This window comes from Enterobacter cloacae complex sp. SHL009, from assembly GCF_049237205.1.
Taxonomy (GTDB): domain Bacteria; phylum Pseudomonadota; class Gammaproteobacteria; order Enterobacterales; family Enterobacteriaceae; genus Enterobacter; species Enterobacter cloacae_M.
This window is the reverse complement of sequence record NZ_JBMKIW010000012.1, coordinates 25,015-41,515: the sequence shown is the minus strand read 5'-3', so window position 1 is coordinate 41,515 and position 16,501 is coordinate 25,015. Positions and strand designations below refer to the sequence as shown.

The 16,501-nt window shown below is 46.9% G+C and carries 15 protein-coding genes and 3 pseudogenes; 8 read left to right on the top strand and 10 right to left on the bottom strand.

Features of this window, described 5'->3' with window-relative positions; genetic code table 11:
- Positions 1 to 80 precede the first annotated feature (80 nt).
- Positions 81 to 600: pseudogene (locus ACOTZC_RS20990) on the bottom strand (helix-turn-helix domain-containing protein); the annotation flags it as partial.
- Positions 601 to 679: 79 nt separating this feature from the next.
- Positions 680 to 1,015 carry a hypothetical protein gene (locus ACOTZC_RS20985; RefSeq protein WP_248163003.1) on the bottom strand — a complete coding sequence of 112 codons (336 nt, stop codon included), beginning with the start codon at positions 1,013 to 1,015 and terminating at the stop codon, positions 680 to 682.
- A 367-nt stretch (positions 1,016 to 1,382) separates the two neighbouring features.
- Here ACOTZC_RS20985 and ACOTZC_RS20980 point away from each other — a divergent pair, with 367 nt between their 5' ends.
- Entirely contained in the window at positions 1,383 to 2,096 is a 714-nt protein-coding gene (locus ACOTZC_RS20980) for a biotin--[acetyl-CoA-carboxylase] ligase (protein ID WP_182947012.1), read from the top strand.
- A 61-nt stretch (positions 2,097 to 2,157) separates the two neighbouring features.
- Here the strand turns inward: ACOTZC_RS20980 and ACOTZC_RS20975 are convergent, their stop codons facing one another.
- Positions 2,158 to 2,541, bottom strand: coding sequence for a VOC family protein (locus ACOTZC_RS20975; RefSeq protein WP_421635994.1), 384 nt, complete (start codon positions 2,539 to 2,541; stop codon positions 2,158 to 2,160).
- Between the two features lie 1,328 nt (positions 2,542 to 3,869).
- On the opposite strand from ACOTZC_RS20975, the gene ecpR reads away from it, so the two are divergent.
- The 6 genes from ecpR to ACOTZC_RS20945 all read left to right on the top strand — a co-directional run bounded on the left by ecpR (position 3,870) and on the right by ACOTZC_RS20945 (position 10,665).
- Complete coding sequence (gene ecpR / locus ACOTZC_RS20970) at positions 3,870 to 4,409, top strand: ECP biosynthesis operon DNA-binding transcriptional regulator EcpR (RefSeq protein ID WP_064786151.1); 540 nt, start codon at positions 3,870 to 3,872, stop codon at positions 4,407 to 4,409.
- Positions 4,410 to 4,479: 70 nt separating this feature from the next.
- Complete coding sequence (gene ecpA, locus ACOTZC_RS20965) at positions 4,480 to 5,067, top strand: common pilus major fimbrillin subunit EcpA (RefSeq protein WP_049001997.1); 588 nt, start codon at positions 4,480 to 4,482, stop codon at positions 5,065 to 5,067.
- A gap of 66 nt (positions 5,068 to 5,133) precedes the next feature.
- The gene (locus ACOTZC_RS20960; RefSeq protein ID WP_049001996.1) at positions 5,134 to 5,802 is read left to right on the top strand and encodes a hypothetical protein; all 669 of its coding nucleotides are present in this window, start codon (positions 5,134 to 5,136) and stop codon (positions 5,800 to 5,802) included.
- 25 nt (positions 5,803 to 5,827) lie between these two features.
- Positions 5,828 to 8,353 carry a CS1-pili formation C-terminal domain-containing protein gene (locus tag ACOTZC_RS20955; RefSeq protein ID WP_421635993.1) on the top strand — a complete coding sequence of 842 codons (2,526 nt, stop codon included), beginning with the start codon at positions 5,828 to 5,830 and terminating at the stop codon, positions 8,351 to 8,353.
- Positions 8,354 to 8,372: 19 nt separating this feature from the next.
- On the top strand, positions 8,373 to 9,986 hold the full coding sequence (gene ecpD, locus ACOTZC_RS20950) for a fimbrial adhesin EcpD (protein WP_258525081.1): 1,614 nt from the start codon (positions 8,373 to 8,375) through the stop codon (positions 9,984 to 9,986).
- Complete coding sequence (locus ACOTZC_RS20945) at positions 9,955 to 10,665, top strand: fimbria/pilus periplasmic chaperone (RefSeq protein WP_248163001.1); 711 nt, start codon at positions 9,955 to 9,957, stop codon at positions 10,663 to 10,665. The genes ecpD and ACOTZC_RS20945 overlap by 32 nt, the downstream gene beginning before the upstream one ends.
- 460 nt (positions 10,666 to 11,125) lie before the next feature.
- Here the strand turns inward: ACOTZC_RS20945 and ACOTZC_RS20940 are convergent, their stop codons facing one another.
- Together ACOTZC_RS20940 and ACOTZC_RS20935 are read right to left on the bottom strand one after the other, a co-directional pair.
- Positions 11,126 to 11,533 (bottom strand): DUF4354 family protein, encoded by a 408-nt coding sequence (locus ACOTZC_RS20940; protein ID WP_248163000.1) that lies wholly within the window; start codon positions 11,531 to 11,533, stop codon positions 11,126 to 11,128.
- 968 nt (positions 11,534 to 12,501) lie between these two features.
- Entirely contained in the window at positions 12,502 to 12,957 is a 456-nt protein-coding gene (locus ACOTZC_RS20935; RefSeq protein WP_421635992.1) for an SgcJ/EcaC family oxidoreductase, read from the bottom strand.
- Positions 12,958 to 13,386: 429 nt separating this feature from the next.
- Here ACOTZC_RS20935 and ACOTZC_RS20930 point away from each other — a divergent pair, with 429 nt between their 5' ends.
- Entirely contained in the window at positions 13,387 to 13,629 is a 243-nt protein-coding gene (locus ACOTZC_RS20930; RefSeq protein WP_064786160.1) for a hypothetical protein, read from the top strand.
- Between the two features lie 173 nt (positions 13,630 to 13,802).
- Here the strand turns inward: ACOTZC_RS20930 and ACOTZC_RS20925 are convergent, their stop codons facing one another.
- From ACOTZC_RS20925 to vapB, 5 genes and pseudogenes are all read right to left on the bottom strand, one after another.
- Positions 13,803 to 13,997 (bottom strand): hypothetical protein, encoded by a 195-nt coding sequence (locus ACOTZC_RS20925; protein WP_274621506.1) that lies wholly within the window; start codon positions 13,995 to 13,997, stop codon positions 13,803 to 13,805.
- Positions 13,998 to 14,126: 129 nt separating this feature from the next.
- Positions 14,127 to 14,494, bottom strand: a pseudogene (locus ACOTZC_RS20920) (fimbria/pilus periplasmic chaperone); the annotation flags it as partial.
- Between the two features lie 509 nt (positions 14,495 to 15,003).
- Positions 15,004 to 15,255 carry a hypothetical protein gene (locus ACOTZC_RS20915; protein WP_421635991.1) on the bottom strand — a complete coding sequence of 84 codons (252 nt, stop codon included), beginning with the start codon at positions 15,253 to 15,255 and terminating at the stop codon, positions 15,004 to 15,006.
- An 825-nt stretch (positions 15,256 to 16,080) separates the two neighbouring features.
- Positions 16,081 to 16,256 (bottom strand): annotated as a pseudogene (locus ACOTZC_RS20910) (VapC toxin family PIN domain ribonuclease); the annotation flags it as partial.
- Positions 16,253 to 16,483 (bottom strand): type II toxin-antitoxin system VapB family antitoxin, encoded by a 231-nt coding sequence (vapB, locus tag ACOTZC_RS20905; protein WP_248162998.1) that lies wholly within the window; start codon positions 16,481 to 16,483, stop codon positions 16,253 to 16,255. The pseudogene ACOTZC_RS20910 and the gene vapB, both read right to left, overlap by 4 nt.
- Positions 16,484 to 16,501 lie beyond the last annotated feature (18 nt).

The window sequence follows — 16,501 nt, the reverse complement described above, 5'->3', positions numbered from 1 at the left end:
CCTTCTGTTATTATTTCACCTGCAAGCTGACAATAGGCATTGCGCCTGGGACCAACCAGCTTTCAGCGAACATCAAATTTGGTAGCATCATCGATAAAAACTATCAGTGCGCATTTGGCCCCCCCCTTCCCTTAAACCAGTCATGAGGCCAGCCTTCAATCTGGATCAGTTCACCGTAGGATGGACGTCGCATGCGGCGCTGATTTATTCGGGCATGTTTACGACGGCGTTCACGCCATATTCCCTCCCCTACCATCCACTTTCTGAGAATTTCTACGAATAAACACAAGCCGTGTATCTCGCGCAATTTCTCACAGGCAAGAGTTGGTCAAGAACCAGCGTAGCGGTCTTTGAGGAGTGATATTACCGTCGTTCTAAATGCGGGCGTAAAAGCGTTATTTGGACGCTTTCCACGTCTGCGAGATATAAGACCACAGGACCTTCATTTCTGTATCGATGCACCAGGAGTTTAACCTGACGGATTGAGACCCCAATACGTACCGCAGCTTGTTCCTAGTTGATGTGACGGCTAACTGGCTCCTGAATAATCTGAAGCCAGTCGAGTTCCTTATGGCTCATAGTAACTGTCTCTTTGATCATGAAATTTCCCCCAGAAATCTCCTGGGGACATTTTAGAATGGTTCAAAGGGAATATTACAGCTTGGCGTTAACACGGTACTTACAATCGTTGTCTCTCGCTCATGATAGCGAGACACTTCTGAGAATCCTCCCTTAAAGCATTTTTTTCCTGGATACTAAGCTTCTTCCAGGTATTGAACATTTTTTCACCGAGCTCAGGAATATAGTGATACTGACGGAGCGCATATTCTGAATTTCCTCCTTCCACAAGTTTCTCCATGTCACGCAAGAACATTTCCTGATCGTTATGATCAATGGTACAGAAGACCGAGCGGTAGTAGCTTTCCTCTTCTGTCGAGTAGTGAGGTTGAAGCCAAAATACGACAGCACCGGCCATAGCAACGATAGGTAGAGCGAAATATAGTTTCTTTAACATTCAGGTATTGTGTTAGTAAAAACAGAGGACAAGTATAACCAGTATGCAATGCTAATGTAACGACAACGACAACGACAACGACAACGACAACGACAACGACAACCATAAATCATAACTGATTAGATTTTTTAACCCCCTCCCCCGCAGCAACAGAAATCTTCGTAGGTTGTTAAATACTGGCTTACCCCTTTTGATGAAGCAAAGTTGCGCGCAAAGTATTCATTTTCTGGCAGCAAACATTCTTAACCCATTATCCCCAATCACCGGAGGTACTGATGACCTTTGTTACCAGTCATGTCACCTATGTTTCACTGTTCAGGTGAGTTTGTTAGGATTGGCGACCTGGTAATTATCGGAACAGATGAGAATGACAGAGCTGATAACAATTGACTCGGTGGACAGTACTAATAATGAAGCGAGACGGATTGTCCAGCATACCGGGAACATGAATTTCGCGCTTTCCGCACGCGAGCAGACTGCCGGTAAAGGGCGATACAACCGCAAATGGATTTCGGCACCAGGGAATATTGCGGTCACCATTGTTGTTCCTCTTCCGGATGACAGGACATCACTACCTACGCTTTCTCTCGTCGCAGGGATAGCCATACATGATGCGCTGTCTCTTATTATTCGTGATGCTGACGTGCAGATAAAATGGCCGAACGATATCCTGATAAATGGAGCAAAAGTTAGTGGAACACTGATTGAAGCCGATCCAAGAGCCATTTATGTAGGAATTGGCATTAACATGACTGCCGATAATATGGGTCTGGAAAACATCGCTGCGGGACTGGCTGGCTTCACGGATAAAGATGCTACGGATGTCCTCCAAAGCCTGTTGCATCGCTGGGATGACTATTTTTCCCTCTGGAAAACATATGGATTCAGCGTGCTGCGGAGTTCCTATGAAGGGAGAATGAAAGGGCTTAATCAAATGACTGAGATTTCACTGGATGCAGGAAAAACGCAGATAGTTTCCGGTATCTGTAGGGGCACTGATACGGAAGGCCGGATACTGCTTGAAACCCCAGATGGTGTGGTGAAGGCGTGGAATTACGGAGACGTATTGTTCCATAACTGATGCTGTTGGGTAGGCCTGACAATGACTGACCAGTTCCAGAAAACAGGACTGCAACGCTCGCTTAGCCGTTAAGGTAAACAGACAGTTCAATGAGGTTGAGATCCGGATCGCGAAGATAAACGGACTCAATCTCCCCGCTGGCACCAGTTCTTTTTACAGGCCCTTCTTCAATCTTAACGTCGTGAGCATTGAGGTGGGCAAGCAGTTCTTCAATTGTTCCATGAACAATAAAGCATAAATCCAGCGAACCGGGCACTGGCAGATGCGCCTTTGGCTCTATTTCCCGGCCGTATTCATGGATATTGATTTTCTGTTGACCAAATCTCAGTGCTGTCCTGCCCGCTCCGAATCGAACAACTACCATCCCGAGTACGTCTGAGTAGAAATCGACACAACCCTTCATATCGCGGGTTGTGAGAACAAAATGGTCTAAATGAGAAATCATACTGATAAGCCTTTCGTTTGTTCAAAAACCGACGGTACCTTCCAATAAGATACGGCCATTCATCACTGATGGCACGTCTGATTTGAATCTGTCACGGGAAATCCCGATGTTTCTTTTAGCACCTTAACCCACCGCGCTTTCGCGGAATATAGGTTGTGGTCACATCAGTGGGTGAAATGACAAGTGAAATTTGGCAGGAAAAATGATGCTCCTGCATCACCTTCTTAAACAGTTTTTGCAGTCTCTTTCTGAGATACCCCGCACCGTCATTTACGGATTCAGATTTTGACATGACCTGGTCTTCATGTCCGGCAAAGACCGCGCATGTATGAACAGAAGAGGATGAAAGAGATGTATAACCTCTTGAGCGCAAGAATGCCACCAGAGAACCATCCAGGTCACACTCCCCCTCAGCAAATTCTAGATAAATCAACACACTGTAATTTACTACTTTCATATGAACGTGATGACCTCATGGTGGACTGACCCCACAACAGGTTTGATTTCAGGAGAATATCATAAAGGCCTACGCAGTAACGTTCACTTTTTGAGTTGTGCGTTTATTGTATTGCAACCTAATAACCACATAATTATTGTTGGTATAAATAATATCTTGTAGGCTGCTGGTCAAGTCCAGAAAAGCAGCTAAACTTTTCTAGTAAAAGACACCAATACGTACCTGTGACGACAAGAAGACTCAGCAATGGTCAGTTAATCTTGCTGACTGGTTCTGTTTCGGCGAATAGATATTTTATAGACCTTTGCTATGTATTCAGAATCTACTAATCATTAACATATACATAACGATTTTGTGCGGAATATAATACTGGATATTACCTTTAAAAACAAGTAAAAGCCTGATTTTAATTTCATTTCTGGTTGAACCACCTGACCCACGAACAAATCACAGATGATTTCATATATTCATCGCCACTCTCATTGAGAATATTCCTAACACATTAGGGCTAACATCCTGGGTAATATAAAACATTGGTAAGAATTAAATGTTATTATGCAAATAACCCAATGAAAACAAATGCCTTTTTCCTCACCTCAAAAAATTGATATTATCATTTTTTGTAAATATTGACCCAGGCATAGAATCTCTTTTCTTCTCTCGCGTTGACACTCATTAGGAAAAAACTTAAATTTCATTCCAAGCAGATAATTATCAAAAATTGATCTTGTCGTTCCAATAGCGATGGGTAATGTGACGTTTATTTGATGGAGACTGATTAGAGAAACCATACGCGCCTGAAATTTTAGAGGCATGGTATACAGTGACATTTTAAAATAATTACTTCAAGGACAATGAGGTGCAAAACCATATGGAATATAAATACTGCTCCAATAAGTACATTTGGTCTGCCCATGACTCCTTCTTCTACAAAGGATTATCCGAACTAATTTTGGATATCGAGAAATTAATTTATCTGTCGCCGAAAAAAATAAAAAAAGATTTTGTTTTTATCAATATCAACACGGCTTCTTTAACTGACTTTATCAGGCGAGATAGCGAATGGTTGTCTGCCGTAAAGGGTAAACAGGTCGTATTGATTGCGGCCAGAAAATCAGAGGCTCTGGCAAATTACTGGTATTACAATAGTGATGTCAGGGGCATTGTATACGTCGGCCTGTGTCGTGACATTCGTAAAGAGCTGGCCTATGTCATCAACGGTCGATTTCTCCGCAAAGATATTAAAAAAGACAAAATCACTGATCGGGAAATGAAAATAATTCGCATGACAGCTCAAGGCATGCAACCTAAATCGATTGCCAGAATAGAAAATTGTAGTGTGAAGACAGTATATACCCATCGGCGTAACGCTGAGGCAAAGCTGTACTCCAAATTATATAAATTAGTTTAACAGCTCGAAAAAATTTCAAGATGATTCACCGGGACATCATGTCCTTAATTTAACTCAGGATGAAAAAGCGATGAAAAAAAAGGTCTTGGCATTAGCTCTGGTAACGGCGTTTACCGGTATGGGTGTGGCACAGGCGGCTGACGTAACAGCTCAAGCTGTAGCGACCTGGTCTGCGACTGCCAAAAAGGACACGACCAGCAAACTTGTGGTGACCCCCCTCGGTAGCCTGGCGTTCCAGTATGCAGAAGGTGTCAAAGGTTTCAACTCGCAAAAGGGTCTGTTTGACGTGGCGATTGAGGGCGACTCAACGGCTACCGACTTTAAGCTGACCTCGCGTCTTATCACTAATACCTTAACGCAGTTAGATACCTCCGGCTCAACACTTAACGTCGGCGTTGAGTACAACGGCGCGGCAGTCGAAAAAGCTGCTGATACCGTAATGATCGATACCGCAAACGGAGTACTCGGCGGCAACCTCAGTGCGCTCGCTAATGGTTACAACGCCAGTGGCCGTACAACCGTGCAGGATGGATTCACCTTCTCCATCGTCAGTGGCACAACCGACGGGACTACCGCAGTCACCGATTTCAGCACCCTGCCAGAAGGGATCTGGAGCGGCGACGTCAGCGTACAGTTCGACGCCACCTGGACCAGCTAAGCCGGCTGACCCACCTGATGCACCAGCAGGGGCCCTCCCCTGCTTTTTTTCACGGACGGCATTGTAATGAAAAAATTCCTTATGGCCCTCGGGCTGCTGCTCATCGGGGGCGCGCCAGCGCAGGCGCTGGACGTCGGCGATATCTCCTCCTTTATGAACAGCAGCAGTAGCTCACTAAGCAAGACTATCAAAAACAGTACCGACAGCGGACGCCTGATCAATATTCATCTCGAACGACTTTCCTCACCGCTGGATGACGGAAAGGTTATCCCTATGGACAAACCCGATGAGGTACTGCTCACCCCTGCCAGCCTGCTGCTGCCCGCCCAGGCGAGCGATGTGATCCGTTTCTTCTACAAAGGTCCATCAGATGACAAAGAACGCTATTACCGCATTGTCTGGTTTGATCAGGCCCTCAGTGACCTGCAGCGTAATAAAGCCGACCGCAGCGCGGTAGCAACCGCCTCTGCGCGTATTGGAACAATTCTGGTCGTGGCACCCCGTCAGGTAAATTACCGCTTTCAGTACGCCAACGGTGAGTTAACTAACTCAGGAAACGCAACGCTGCGGATCCTGGCTTATGGTCCCTGCCTAAGGGCTGCTGACGGCAAGGAGTGTAAAGAAAATTACTATCTGATGCCGGGTAAATCACGTCGTTTTACGCGTGTGAATATTGCAGATAAAAAAGGACGTGTTGCGCTTTGGCAGGGTGAGCAGTTTGTTCCTGTGAAATAGACAGCTGTGCAGATGGATAATGACGATGTCTCTACGACGGATTTCCCAAGAACTGAAGACACGGTTTGCCTTCAGCATGATCTTTTTGTTCGTTCAGCCTGATGCCAGCGCTGCTGACTCCAGCTTACAGCAGATTGGCGGCGTGATGATTCCGCAGGCCTTCAGTCAGGCGTTGCAGGACGGCATGAGCGTCCCGCTCTATATTCATCTCGCTGGTAGCCAGGGTACGCAGGACGATCAGCGGATCGGCAGTGCCTTTATCTGGCTGGATGGTAGCCAGCTGCGTATAAGACAGATACAGCTGGAGGAGAGAGAAGATAACGCCAGCGTAAGCGAGAAAACCCGGCAGCAACTGACTCGTCTCGCCAACGTCCCCTTCAGCGAAGCGCTCACCATTACCCTGACAGACAATGCGCAATTGGATCTCAGTCTGCGCCAGTTGCTGCTACAGCTGGTGGTCAAACGCGAGGCGCTGGGTACTGTGCTGCGCTCGCGCAGCGAAGATATTGGCCAGTCCAGCGTGAACGCCGTTAGCAGCAACCTGACCTATAACCTTGGCGTCTATAACAACCAGATGCGCAATGGTGAAAGCAATACCTCTAGTTACCTGTCATTGAACAACGTCACCGCTCTGCGGGAGCACCATGTAGTGCTGGATGGTTCGCTGTACGGTATCGGCAGCGGTCAACAAGACAGCGAATTATATAAGGCAATGTATGAGCGCGATTTTGCAGGCCACCGTTTTGCGGGCGGAATGCTCGATACATGGAACCTGCAGTCGCTGGGACCGATGACCGCCATTTCGGCCGGGAAGATTTACGGTCTTTCCTGGGGAAATCAGGCCAGTTCCACCGTTTTCGACAACAGCCAGTCGACCACGCCGGTGGTTGCTTTTTTACCGGCGGCGGGAGAGGTCCATCTTTTGCGTGACGGGCGACTGCTTAGCGTTCAGAACTTCGCTATGGGTAGCTATGAAGTGGATACCCGCGGACTACCGTACGGTATTTACGATGTGGAAGTGGAAGTGATTGTTAACGGCCGCGTAGTCAGTAAACGCACCCAGCGAGTCAATAAGCTGTTCAGTCGGGGACGCGGCGTCGGATCGCCACTGGCGTGGCAGGTATGGGGCGGCAGCTTTCACATGGATCGCTGGTCGGAGAGCGGGAAAAAGACTCGGCCAGCAAAAGAGAGCTGGCTGGCCGGCGTCTCGGCGTCCGGCTCGCTCGACACGTTGAGTTGGGCTGCAACCGGATATGGTTATGACAATCAGGCAGTGGGCGAAACCCGAGTGACACTGCCGCTCACTGAATCAGTTAACGTTAACCTGCAAAATATGCTGGCCAGCGATAGCTCATGGAGCAGCATTGGCAGCATCAGCGCCACGTTGCCCGGGGGCTTCAGTTCGCTTTGGGTTAACCAGGAGAAAACGCGTATTGGCGATCAATTACGGCGCAGCAATGCTGATAACCGGGCTATTGGAGGAACCCTCAACCTCAACGCACTATGGTCGAATTTGGGCACCTTTACTATCAGCTACAACGATGACCGACGTTATAACAGCCATTACTACACCGCGGATTATTATCAGACAGTTTACAGTGGCACCTTTGGATCTCTTGGCCTGCGGGCGGGGATCCAGCGTTTTAACAATGGCAGCAGCAACACTAATACCGGGAAATATGTTGCTCTTGACCTCTCGCTGCCTCTGGGTAACTGGTTCAGTGCGGGGATGACCCATCAGAACGGTTACACCATGGCTAACCTGTCGGCGCGCAAGCAGTTTGATGGCGGAACAATTCGTACCATCGGCGCCAATGTGTCGCGGGCTATTTCCGGGGATACCGGGGATGACAAGACCCTCAGCGGTGGCGCCTATGCCCAGTTTGATGCCCGCTACGCCAGTGGAACCTTAAACGTCAACAGTGCAGCGGATGGCTACGTGAATACCAACCTGACGGCCAGCGGCAGTGCTGGCTGGCAGGGCAAAAACCTGGCCGCCAGCGGGCGCACCGACGGTAATGCCGGTGTGATACTCAACACCGGGCTGGATGACGATGGTGAGATAAGCGCCAAAGTCAACGGGCGAATTTACGCACTCAGCGGCAAGCGTAACTATCTGCCACTCTCTCCCTATGGAAGGTATGAGGTGGAGCTACAGAACAGTAAAAACTCGCTCGACAGCTACGACATCGTCAGCGGCCGCAAGAGCCATCTGACGCTCTATCCCGGCAACGTCGCAGTGATTGAGCCAGAGGTAAAACAAATGGTCACTGTCTCCGGTCGTATCCGCGCGGAAGACGGCACGCTAATGGCTAACGCGCGGATTAATAATCATATAGGCCGGACCCGAACCGATGAAAACGGCGAATTTGTTATGGATGTTGATAAGAAATACCCCACCATCGATTTCAACTATGGGGGCAATAAGACCTGCGAAGTGGCGCTGGAGCTCAGCAACGCGCGTGGTGCCGTCTGGGTTGGGGATGTGGTCTGTACCGGTCTCTCCACTTATGCCCGCACGCAGCAGACAGGAGAAGGAAATGAAAGCTAAATGGCTGGCATATTTAGTCATGTTCACAGCGGCGCTTTGTATCACGCGGGTGAACGCCGCGGTCACCCAAACCATCAGGCCAGATGCACCGGACAGGCAGTTTGTCTTCGTGGAAAACAACTCGGATGATAACTATTTTGTCACGCCCGGCGGCCCGCTGGATCCACGTATGACCGGGTCAAACCGATGGACGGGGCTGAAGTATAACGGCTCTGGAAGCATATATCAGGTGAGCTTGGGCTATATCGATAATGGCTACAACACCCCCCTGACAGCTGGATGGAAGTTTGATATGTGGGTGGAAAACTCACCAGTGTCGCACCCTTTGACCGGCCTTCGCTGCATCAATTGGTATACCGGTTGTGATATCGCCACCAGCCTTATTCTGCCACAAACCACCGACGCCAGCGGATTTTATGGCGCGACAGTGACCAGCGGAAACGCAAAGTGGATGCATGGCATGATGTCTGACGCGTTCTATCAGTATCTGCAACAAATGCCGGTCGGCGGTAGCTTTACGATGACCATAAATGCCTGTCAGACTTCTGTAAATTATGACGCCAGCAGCGGTGCGCGCTGTAAGGATCAGGCCTCCGGCAACTGGTTTGTGCGCAACGTCACTCATACTAAAGCCGCAAATCTGATGTTGATCAACACCAATTCCCTTGCGGAGGTCTTTATCAACAGTGACGGCGTACCGACCCTCGGTGAGGGCAATGCCGACTGTCGGCCCCAAACGATTGGCAGCCGATCGGGATTAAGCTGCAAAATGGTGAGCTACACCCTGCAGACTAATGGGTTAAGTAACACCTCGATTCGTATTTTCCCGGCAATTGCTAACTCGTCGCTTGCCTCTGCCGTAGGCATATACGATATGCAATTCAGTTTGAATGGCAATTCCTGGAAGCCAGTGAGCAACACCACCTATTTTTATAACTTTAATGAGATGAAAGGCGCCGATTCGGTCTATGTTTTCTTTTCAAGCAACTTCTTTAAGCAGATGGTGAACCTCGGAATCAGCGATATCAACACCAAGGATCTGTTCAATTTTCGCTTCCAGAACACCACCTCGCCGGAGTCGGGATGGTATGAGTTTTCCACCTCCAATACACTGATTATCAAACCACGTGATTTTAGCGTCAGCATTGTCTCCGACGAATATACAACCTCTCCGTCACGAGAGGGATTTGTCGGGAGCGAGGAACCAGCACTTGATTTCGGCTACATCGTCACCACCAGCGGTAAAACAGCCGCCGACGAAGTGCTCATTAAGGTGACCGGACCGGCACAGGTTATTGGTGGGCGTTCCTACTGTCTCTTCAGTTCCGATGACGGCACGGCAAAAGTGCCGTTTCCGGCGACGCTTTCATTCATTACCCGCAACGGAACGGAGCAGTCCTACGATGCCGGATGCGATGACAGTTGGCGGGATATGTCCGAAGCACTTTGGCTCACTACGCCATGGACCGATATCTCCGGGGACGTCGGGCAACTGGATAAGACGACGGTAAAATTTTCTATTCCGATGAATAACCCCATTTCACTGCGCACGGTGGACGATAACGGCTGGTTTGGCGAAGTCAGCGCTTCAGGAGAAATTCATGTTCAGGCGACGTGGCGTAACATTAACTAAGGCCCTGCTGAGCCTAGTCTGCCTTCTGGCAGCCACTCAGACGCAGGCTATCTCGGTCGGCAACCTCACCTTCTCCCTGCCGGCCGAGATAGATTTCGCCAGTAAACGAGTAGTGAACAATAACAAAAGTGCGCGGCTGTATCGCATCACCATCAGCGCCATCGATCGCCCGGGTGGGAGCGAAGTGCGCTCCCGGCCTGCGGATGGTGAACTGTTGTTTGCCCCACGACAGCTCACGTTACAGGCTGGTGAAAGTGAATATTTCAAATTTTATTATCACGGCCCGCGAGATAACCGCGAACGCTACTATCGGGTTTCATTTCGCGAGATCCCCACGCGCAACCTGACGATGCGAAGTCCGGCTGGCGGTGAGGTCAGCATGGAGCCGGTGGTGGTAATGGATACCATTCTGGTAGTACGACCGCGTCAGGTTCAGTTTCAATGGACATTCGATAAGGTAGCAGGAACAGTGAGTAATACCGGTAATACCTGGTTTAAATTACTGATCAAACCCGGTTGTGATTCGACCGAAGATGAGGGTGACGCGTGGTATCTGCGTCCCGGTGATGTGGTTCGTCAGCCAGCGCTGCGTCTGCCGGGAAATCACTATCTTGTCTATAACGACAAATTTATAAAGATCAGTGATACCTGCCAGGCCAAGCCCGGGCCTGTGGACTGAACCCTATCATGCCGGTGCGAGTCCCAACCAAAAGGCACGACCGGCAACATCCAACAAATCTCGTCGTGAAAGGCTTGCAGTATGGCTGAAGCATTTTCTTTATCACCGATTAATTTAAGTGACGTAAGCCAACTGGGAAATCAAATATCGGAGAGATAACCAGCATGACACTAACATGCTGATTACAGCCCATGCGCAGGTCAGGAATGGAAAGAGAAGAAATATATATAGAAATGGCATCATTCTACGAGTGTAGTGGTGAATATTTTAATGCCTGCCGATACTGGCTTAGAGCCTCTCGTTACACGCAAAATCTTGAGAAATATATCTGGATTCGTAAACGACTTAGACGATGCAAAACGGTGATGTCCATCCTTGCGCTGAGAGACCCACACCGATGAGCCAGCGCCATCTTCTTTAGAATCAATCATCGTGAGGAAAGTGTGGGGTCAGATCATATTTATTGTGGACGTTCTGCCAGATTTGGGCACCGGGAAGACCATTTTACAAATTTGGCATTGTAGACAGATGCATCGTTGCTGACGAAAGATATTTCACCTTCTTTAGCTCCTGCCTTCAGAGTTCCGAGCAGATCTGCCTGCACCATTCTCGCATCGAACTCCTTACCTTTTTCATCAAAAGCTTTGTAACAGCCTACAAAACCAGTTAATTCAATCGGTTCTTTAGCTTTACTGTACACAACAACGTTGAACGTTTTTTCGTACATTGGCTTCCCTTCAACCACAACGGTTCCCTCTGAAGACGGAATAGCCTGTATAGTCAATTTATTGTGTAAATCTTCGGCCGCCAATGAAGAAAACGAGAACAGAACAAACGAGGAGAGAAGAACTTTAGTTAGTTTTTTCATTTATTAGATCCTTATATAAGAAAATGAATATTAATTGCACCACCAGATTACATGTAACAACGTATACAGGGACTAAATAATCGTTATCTTCTGCTACGTAGTGTACATCAATTGGTTTTCATTCTATGTAACGGTAAGCCATTCCGCCGTTCACTTAGATGCAATAGTACCGCATCGCCAGCAATCCTCAGCACACACTGTAACGAGCAAAAGAAGAGCTTGGGCGATCGCGGATAGCGAATTTTGGGATGCCAGAAGAGAGCTAAACGCTTCTTTTGCTCACGTCAGTGCTCAGATAAGAATGGACGTTACGGTTTCTGTTTTGACAAGCACGCTCCGTAAATGTGCACACGCCAGAAAAACAGCCCGACACATTCAAAACCAAGCTTCACACGTTTATAATTGAACTCCAGTTTTGATAGATTATGCTCAAAACGATTGAGATCAAGTATAAAGAAATAAACATAGCAATCAATACCTTAATCTTGTTACGCCTTCTTAAACAACAGGCGCCAAAAACAAACGTGGTTAGTGCTACTATTGTATGTAATAACAAAATAATCATAGGGATTATTATTTCATACTCAGCAAAATCTTTATGCAAAAAGATCCAGCCCGTGACTAACCAAATCGCGAAATTCAGTATTGATATAACCAACAAAATTGAGCTACCTTTATCATTCTTTTTAATTACAACGCCACTCAAAGCCTTCCCCTCCTGGAAACATTAAAAAACAGGAAATGATGATATTGACCTGTCTTCAAAACAGTGATAGCAGGTATAGCTATGCCCCACCTCGCTACATCATCGAAGACATGAATAGTTTAATCATATTAGGAGTCAAATATCACCTAAAAAGTTCAACAATATATAAACTTTGGCTGGATGGTGACGGGATTATGCAGGGTTGAACATGAGGTGGGTGCATTCTTATGGTGGTAGCCTCTCGGCCACCACACGTTCAACATTAGGACTCAGGCATAGCGGAAGAATGATGCGATGAAATTTTCCACTCGTCACCGGTCCAGGCGTAAGTGAAAGTATAGCGGGCTGAAACTTTTGAATTATCGGCAAAAGTAAATATATAAGTTCCGGTATCAATGGATTTATTGCAACCAATACGAATAGTACGACTGTCAATATGTCCTACGGGTTTCTTTTCCAGGAAATGTTTGAAGTAATCCTCACGTTCTGCGTCTGTCAGGCGTACCTGGTTTGAGACTGTTGGTAATAATACGGCATCGGAAAGGTAGTTTTCAGCCACTTTCTGCGGATCACCGGTCTTTAGCGAAGCATTCCAGCGATCAAATAGCGCCTCTATTTCGGCATTGTCTGTCTTTACACAAGTTGCTGTAGGGGTAACTGCACCTGCAGTTCCAGAAATTAACATTAACGAACCAATAATACCGATCATCTTTTTCATATGTTTCCTTTATTAAAATATAGGTCCTGAAATGAAAAAGTAGCAAGCATATAAATTGAAAACAATAACACACAGTTATCGTTACTTTATTTTACACTTAATGATAACAGTTGAATTAAACGCAAAAATGTGCACCCCAAACTGCTGTTCGTTGTTTTCTTAAAATGATTTATAGCACAGATATCCAACCCCACTCAGCGAACAAAAATTTCTCAACCAAGGCAATACCCCCTAAAATAATAGGTTATATGTTTTAGTTCCCACATTACTCTCAAAAAAAATCACTATAAATATTAATAATTATTAAACGAACCAGCATTATGACATTGACTGTACATTAACAAAGTGAATAATGCTCTCAGGAATACACTGTAGGATTCCACACCGTGTATTCCCCCATAGACAACCTCGTTTATTTTAAGGAAGGAAATGAAAGGTTTATCACTTTTTTCGGTTGGATTTATTTTTTTACTGGCAGGATGTTCAATGATGACAACAGAAGAAGAACGATTAAAAAACTGTGAGGCAAAAGGTATAAGTAAAGATACCTGCTACCTGGTTGAGAAAGCCGACAGACGGCAGGAAAAAGACCAGAGTGATACCCGTTTTCACGAGCAAAACTTGCGAGTCATTAAGCAAATGGGATTAAAGGGCCTTGGTCTTCCGGATTAAAAAATAATACCCAGTTGAGACTCATTTACGCTGATCTTTGTTTATCATAGCTGCGCGCTTTGCGCGCAGTATTAATTATCAAATATATCGTGACTACATGAGAACGGGAGAATATATGCAATAATTAGCTATCTTCAGCACAGTGGACTCTATCATTAAGTGTGAATTATTTGCTATCTCACACTGTACACCCAGCGGGTGCCCAGGTCGTTAATAAGTTCGTACTTGAACGGTCGCGTTCCCTTTCCTGGTTCAACAGGAATGCTAACACTCGACGCCGGTGCCACCATTATACCTCCGAGGCCAGACCTCATAAAACTCATATTTGTCAAAGTCATATGCCACGGCGTGGGATTTGTGACTAACATTCGTTCTCCATTTTTGGTTGACTGTAAAATAAAGCGAAGTTTATTACCATCTTGCTCTACCGGATCATCTACCCCTTCCGGACGAATAAAGACTTTCATCCTCAGACGCAGTGGCAACACTACTTGCCTGACCCCAGATACAGCAGCGGTATTAGGTGGGATTTGGTAAATATTCAGCCAGAGTAGTGACTCTTTATCTTTCGATAAAGTTCCTGTAGACGTCCGCATAAGTTGCACCACACGAACTTCACCTGGTTTCATACTAAATACCGGAGGAACAGCAATAAGCGGCGTGGTCGTTTTTTCAGGCGGCGTGAGGGGATCGCAATTATCACTCCAGATTGGACCATCGTGGGCTGTTTCTCTGAATTAGAGAGCGTGAGCGATGCCGAACGTTCGCCCTGATGAATAATTACTCGGGTTCCCTCAACGTTAACCACCGCCCGAGCAACGGGCAGAAACGCAAAAATAATCAAAAAGGCGGGTAAAAACTTCATTTCTATCCCTCTACTGAAAGCTGACAATAATCTGCACTTGCACTTTGTGGCCTCTATCACTCAACTAACCCCGTAACTGTATATTAAAGCGCTCAAAGGGATTTAAAATCATATTCTACATCCGCTCATACCTTTTCATTCCAAACCAGGAGCTAAATCATTAAGGACTTAAAAAACGGGTAGGGTAAATCGGGAATGTGAATTTTAAGAACTATTGAAAATGAGATTATGCATACCGCGCTGCGGGAAATTTGTTAAAAAGCTGCGCTTCGCTTGTTAAACGATGGGTCTTTTCTACAATTTAAGGTGCTTTGCTATGTCAGTTAAAGCCGTCGTTCAGAAATACCCGTGTGCTCAAGGACGAGCCATCCCTCGTACTTTCTATCCAGCTACATCTGGCGTATGCCAGCCAGGTTGTTGTTGCACTTCTCAATCACAGCTAGCAGTGGCTTAATCCAGAGAAGACTATGTGATAAGGAGGCGAAGGAACTATCATCCGCTGCGTCATGTCAATCGGCATAGGTGTGCATTGTGCTGGAACATAAACGGTCAGCGTATTCAAACAGCACATCAGCAATGTCAACGTGGACAGGAAAATAACAGTTATTTTCACGGCGGAGAATCTCCCGGTATTCAATTACGGTATCTTCGGTGCTGGTATCGTCCATGAAGTTAAGCCTGTTGGCATGCTCTGCAATCTGACTGAATCGATTGGAGTTGAATGCCTGGCGGCGATCACCAGCCCCTGCAAAAGTATCCATTAGCAGATCGTCGTTATCGCTCTTAGCGCCAGCACAGTTGCGCTGAGTTTTACCTTTGGATATTTTTCACCTTGCGCAACTCTTCGACGGCATGATGCCAGGGGTTGTTTTTTCCGTTCGATACATGCTCTAACCCCACTCTATGCGGGTACTTTATCAAGAAAAAAAGCCCGCTTTTGACGGCAGGCTAATGAGTTGACTATTTGTAAGGTAGGTGTGAGTAAGACCATGCACAGGAATTAAGCTGTATCGGCTGATTCACTATCGGTTATGGATAACCGTCAGGCATTCAGTTACTTCCCACAACCCAAAGCGTAGCAGCAGTTTGCAAAAACATAAAAAAAGGCCTGCGTTTTACGGCAGGCTCTCAAGGAATTTCAAACTGGTTGTAATTATTGTCATGGTGCCGGGTGCCTCCCGGTGACTTTACCCATGGTCAGTAAAGCCGCGCGCATACCTGCAGACAGCAGTTGACTGGAACGCCCCACCGCATAGGGGGATTCACCATTGCCATAATTTACCAGGTAATCAACTGAGGGATCAAACCGAAATACGGCAAGTGCTATAATAGATTGAATTGCAGCCAGTTAACTAAAATTTTACATTTTACCGTTGCGTTTTATACAGCAAAATCCTAAATTCTCCTTCCCGTTCTCTACTAACTAAAATCAGTTGAGAATTTTTTGTCGAGGGATGTGATGTCGCCTGTAGAGTCCCTCGTCTTTTTTCCCTTTACAATTGCCCTTCCGTTTACATATCAAAATCGTTGCATACTCTTCCAGCCAGAAAGTACAGCCTGTCTATTAGAACGCGTCAACCAGCTGCACGTGGCGAGGCCTTTGGGCAAGTAGCACCGAAACACATCTTGGAGTAGGTGATGGCCGAGACCACGATACGGTGGCCGCGCAGCACCGCTGCTTCAGGCGCTTCAGTACCGCTTCAGACTGCTCGCGCATGATCAACGAGCAGATATTGGTGTCGAGCACATAGATCTTGTTCACAGGTTAAATCGTCCTTCGTCGGTGACAACGTCCTCACGCTCCGCAATAAATTCCGGGTCTTTTTTTTCCATTTGCACGAACGAGCCCCAGGTAGGCTGGACGGGAGGCTGGATGATGCTGTCCCCTTCCCTGACGATCTCCAGCTCACTCGCCCCCTCAAAATCCAGATCGTGGGGGAGACAGATGGCGCGATTGTTGCCATTTTTAAAAATTGATACGGCTCTCATTTATTTCTCTCCCGAGTT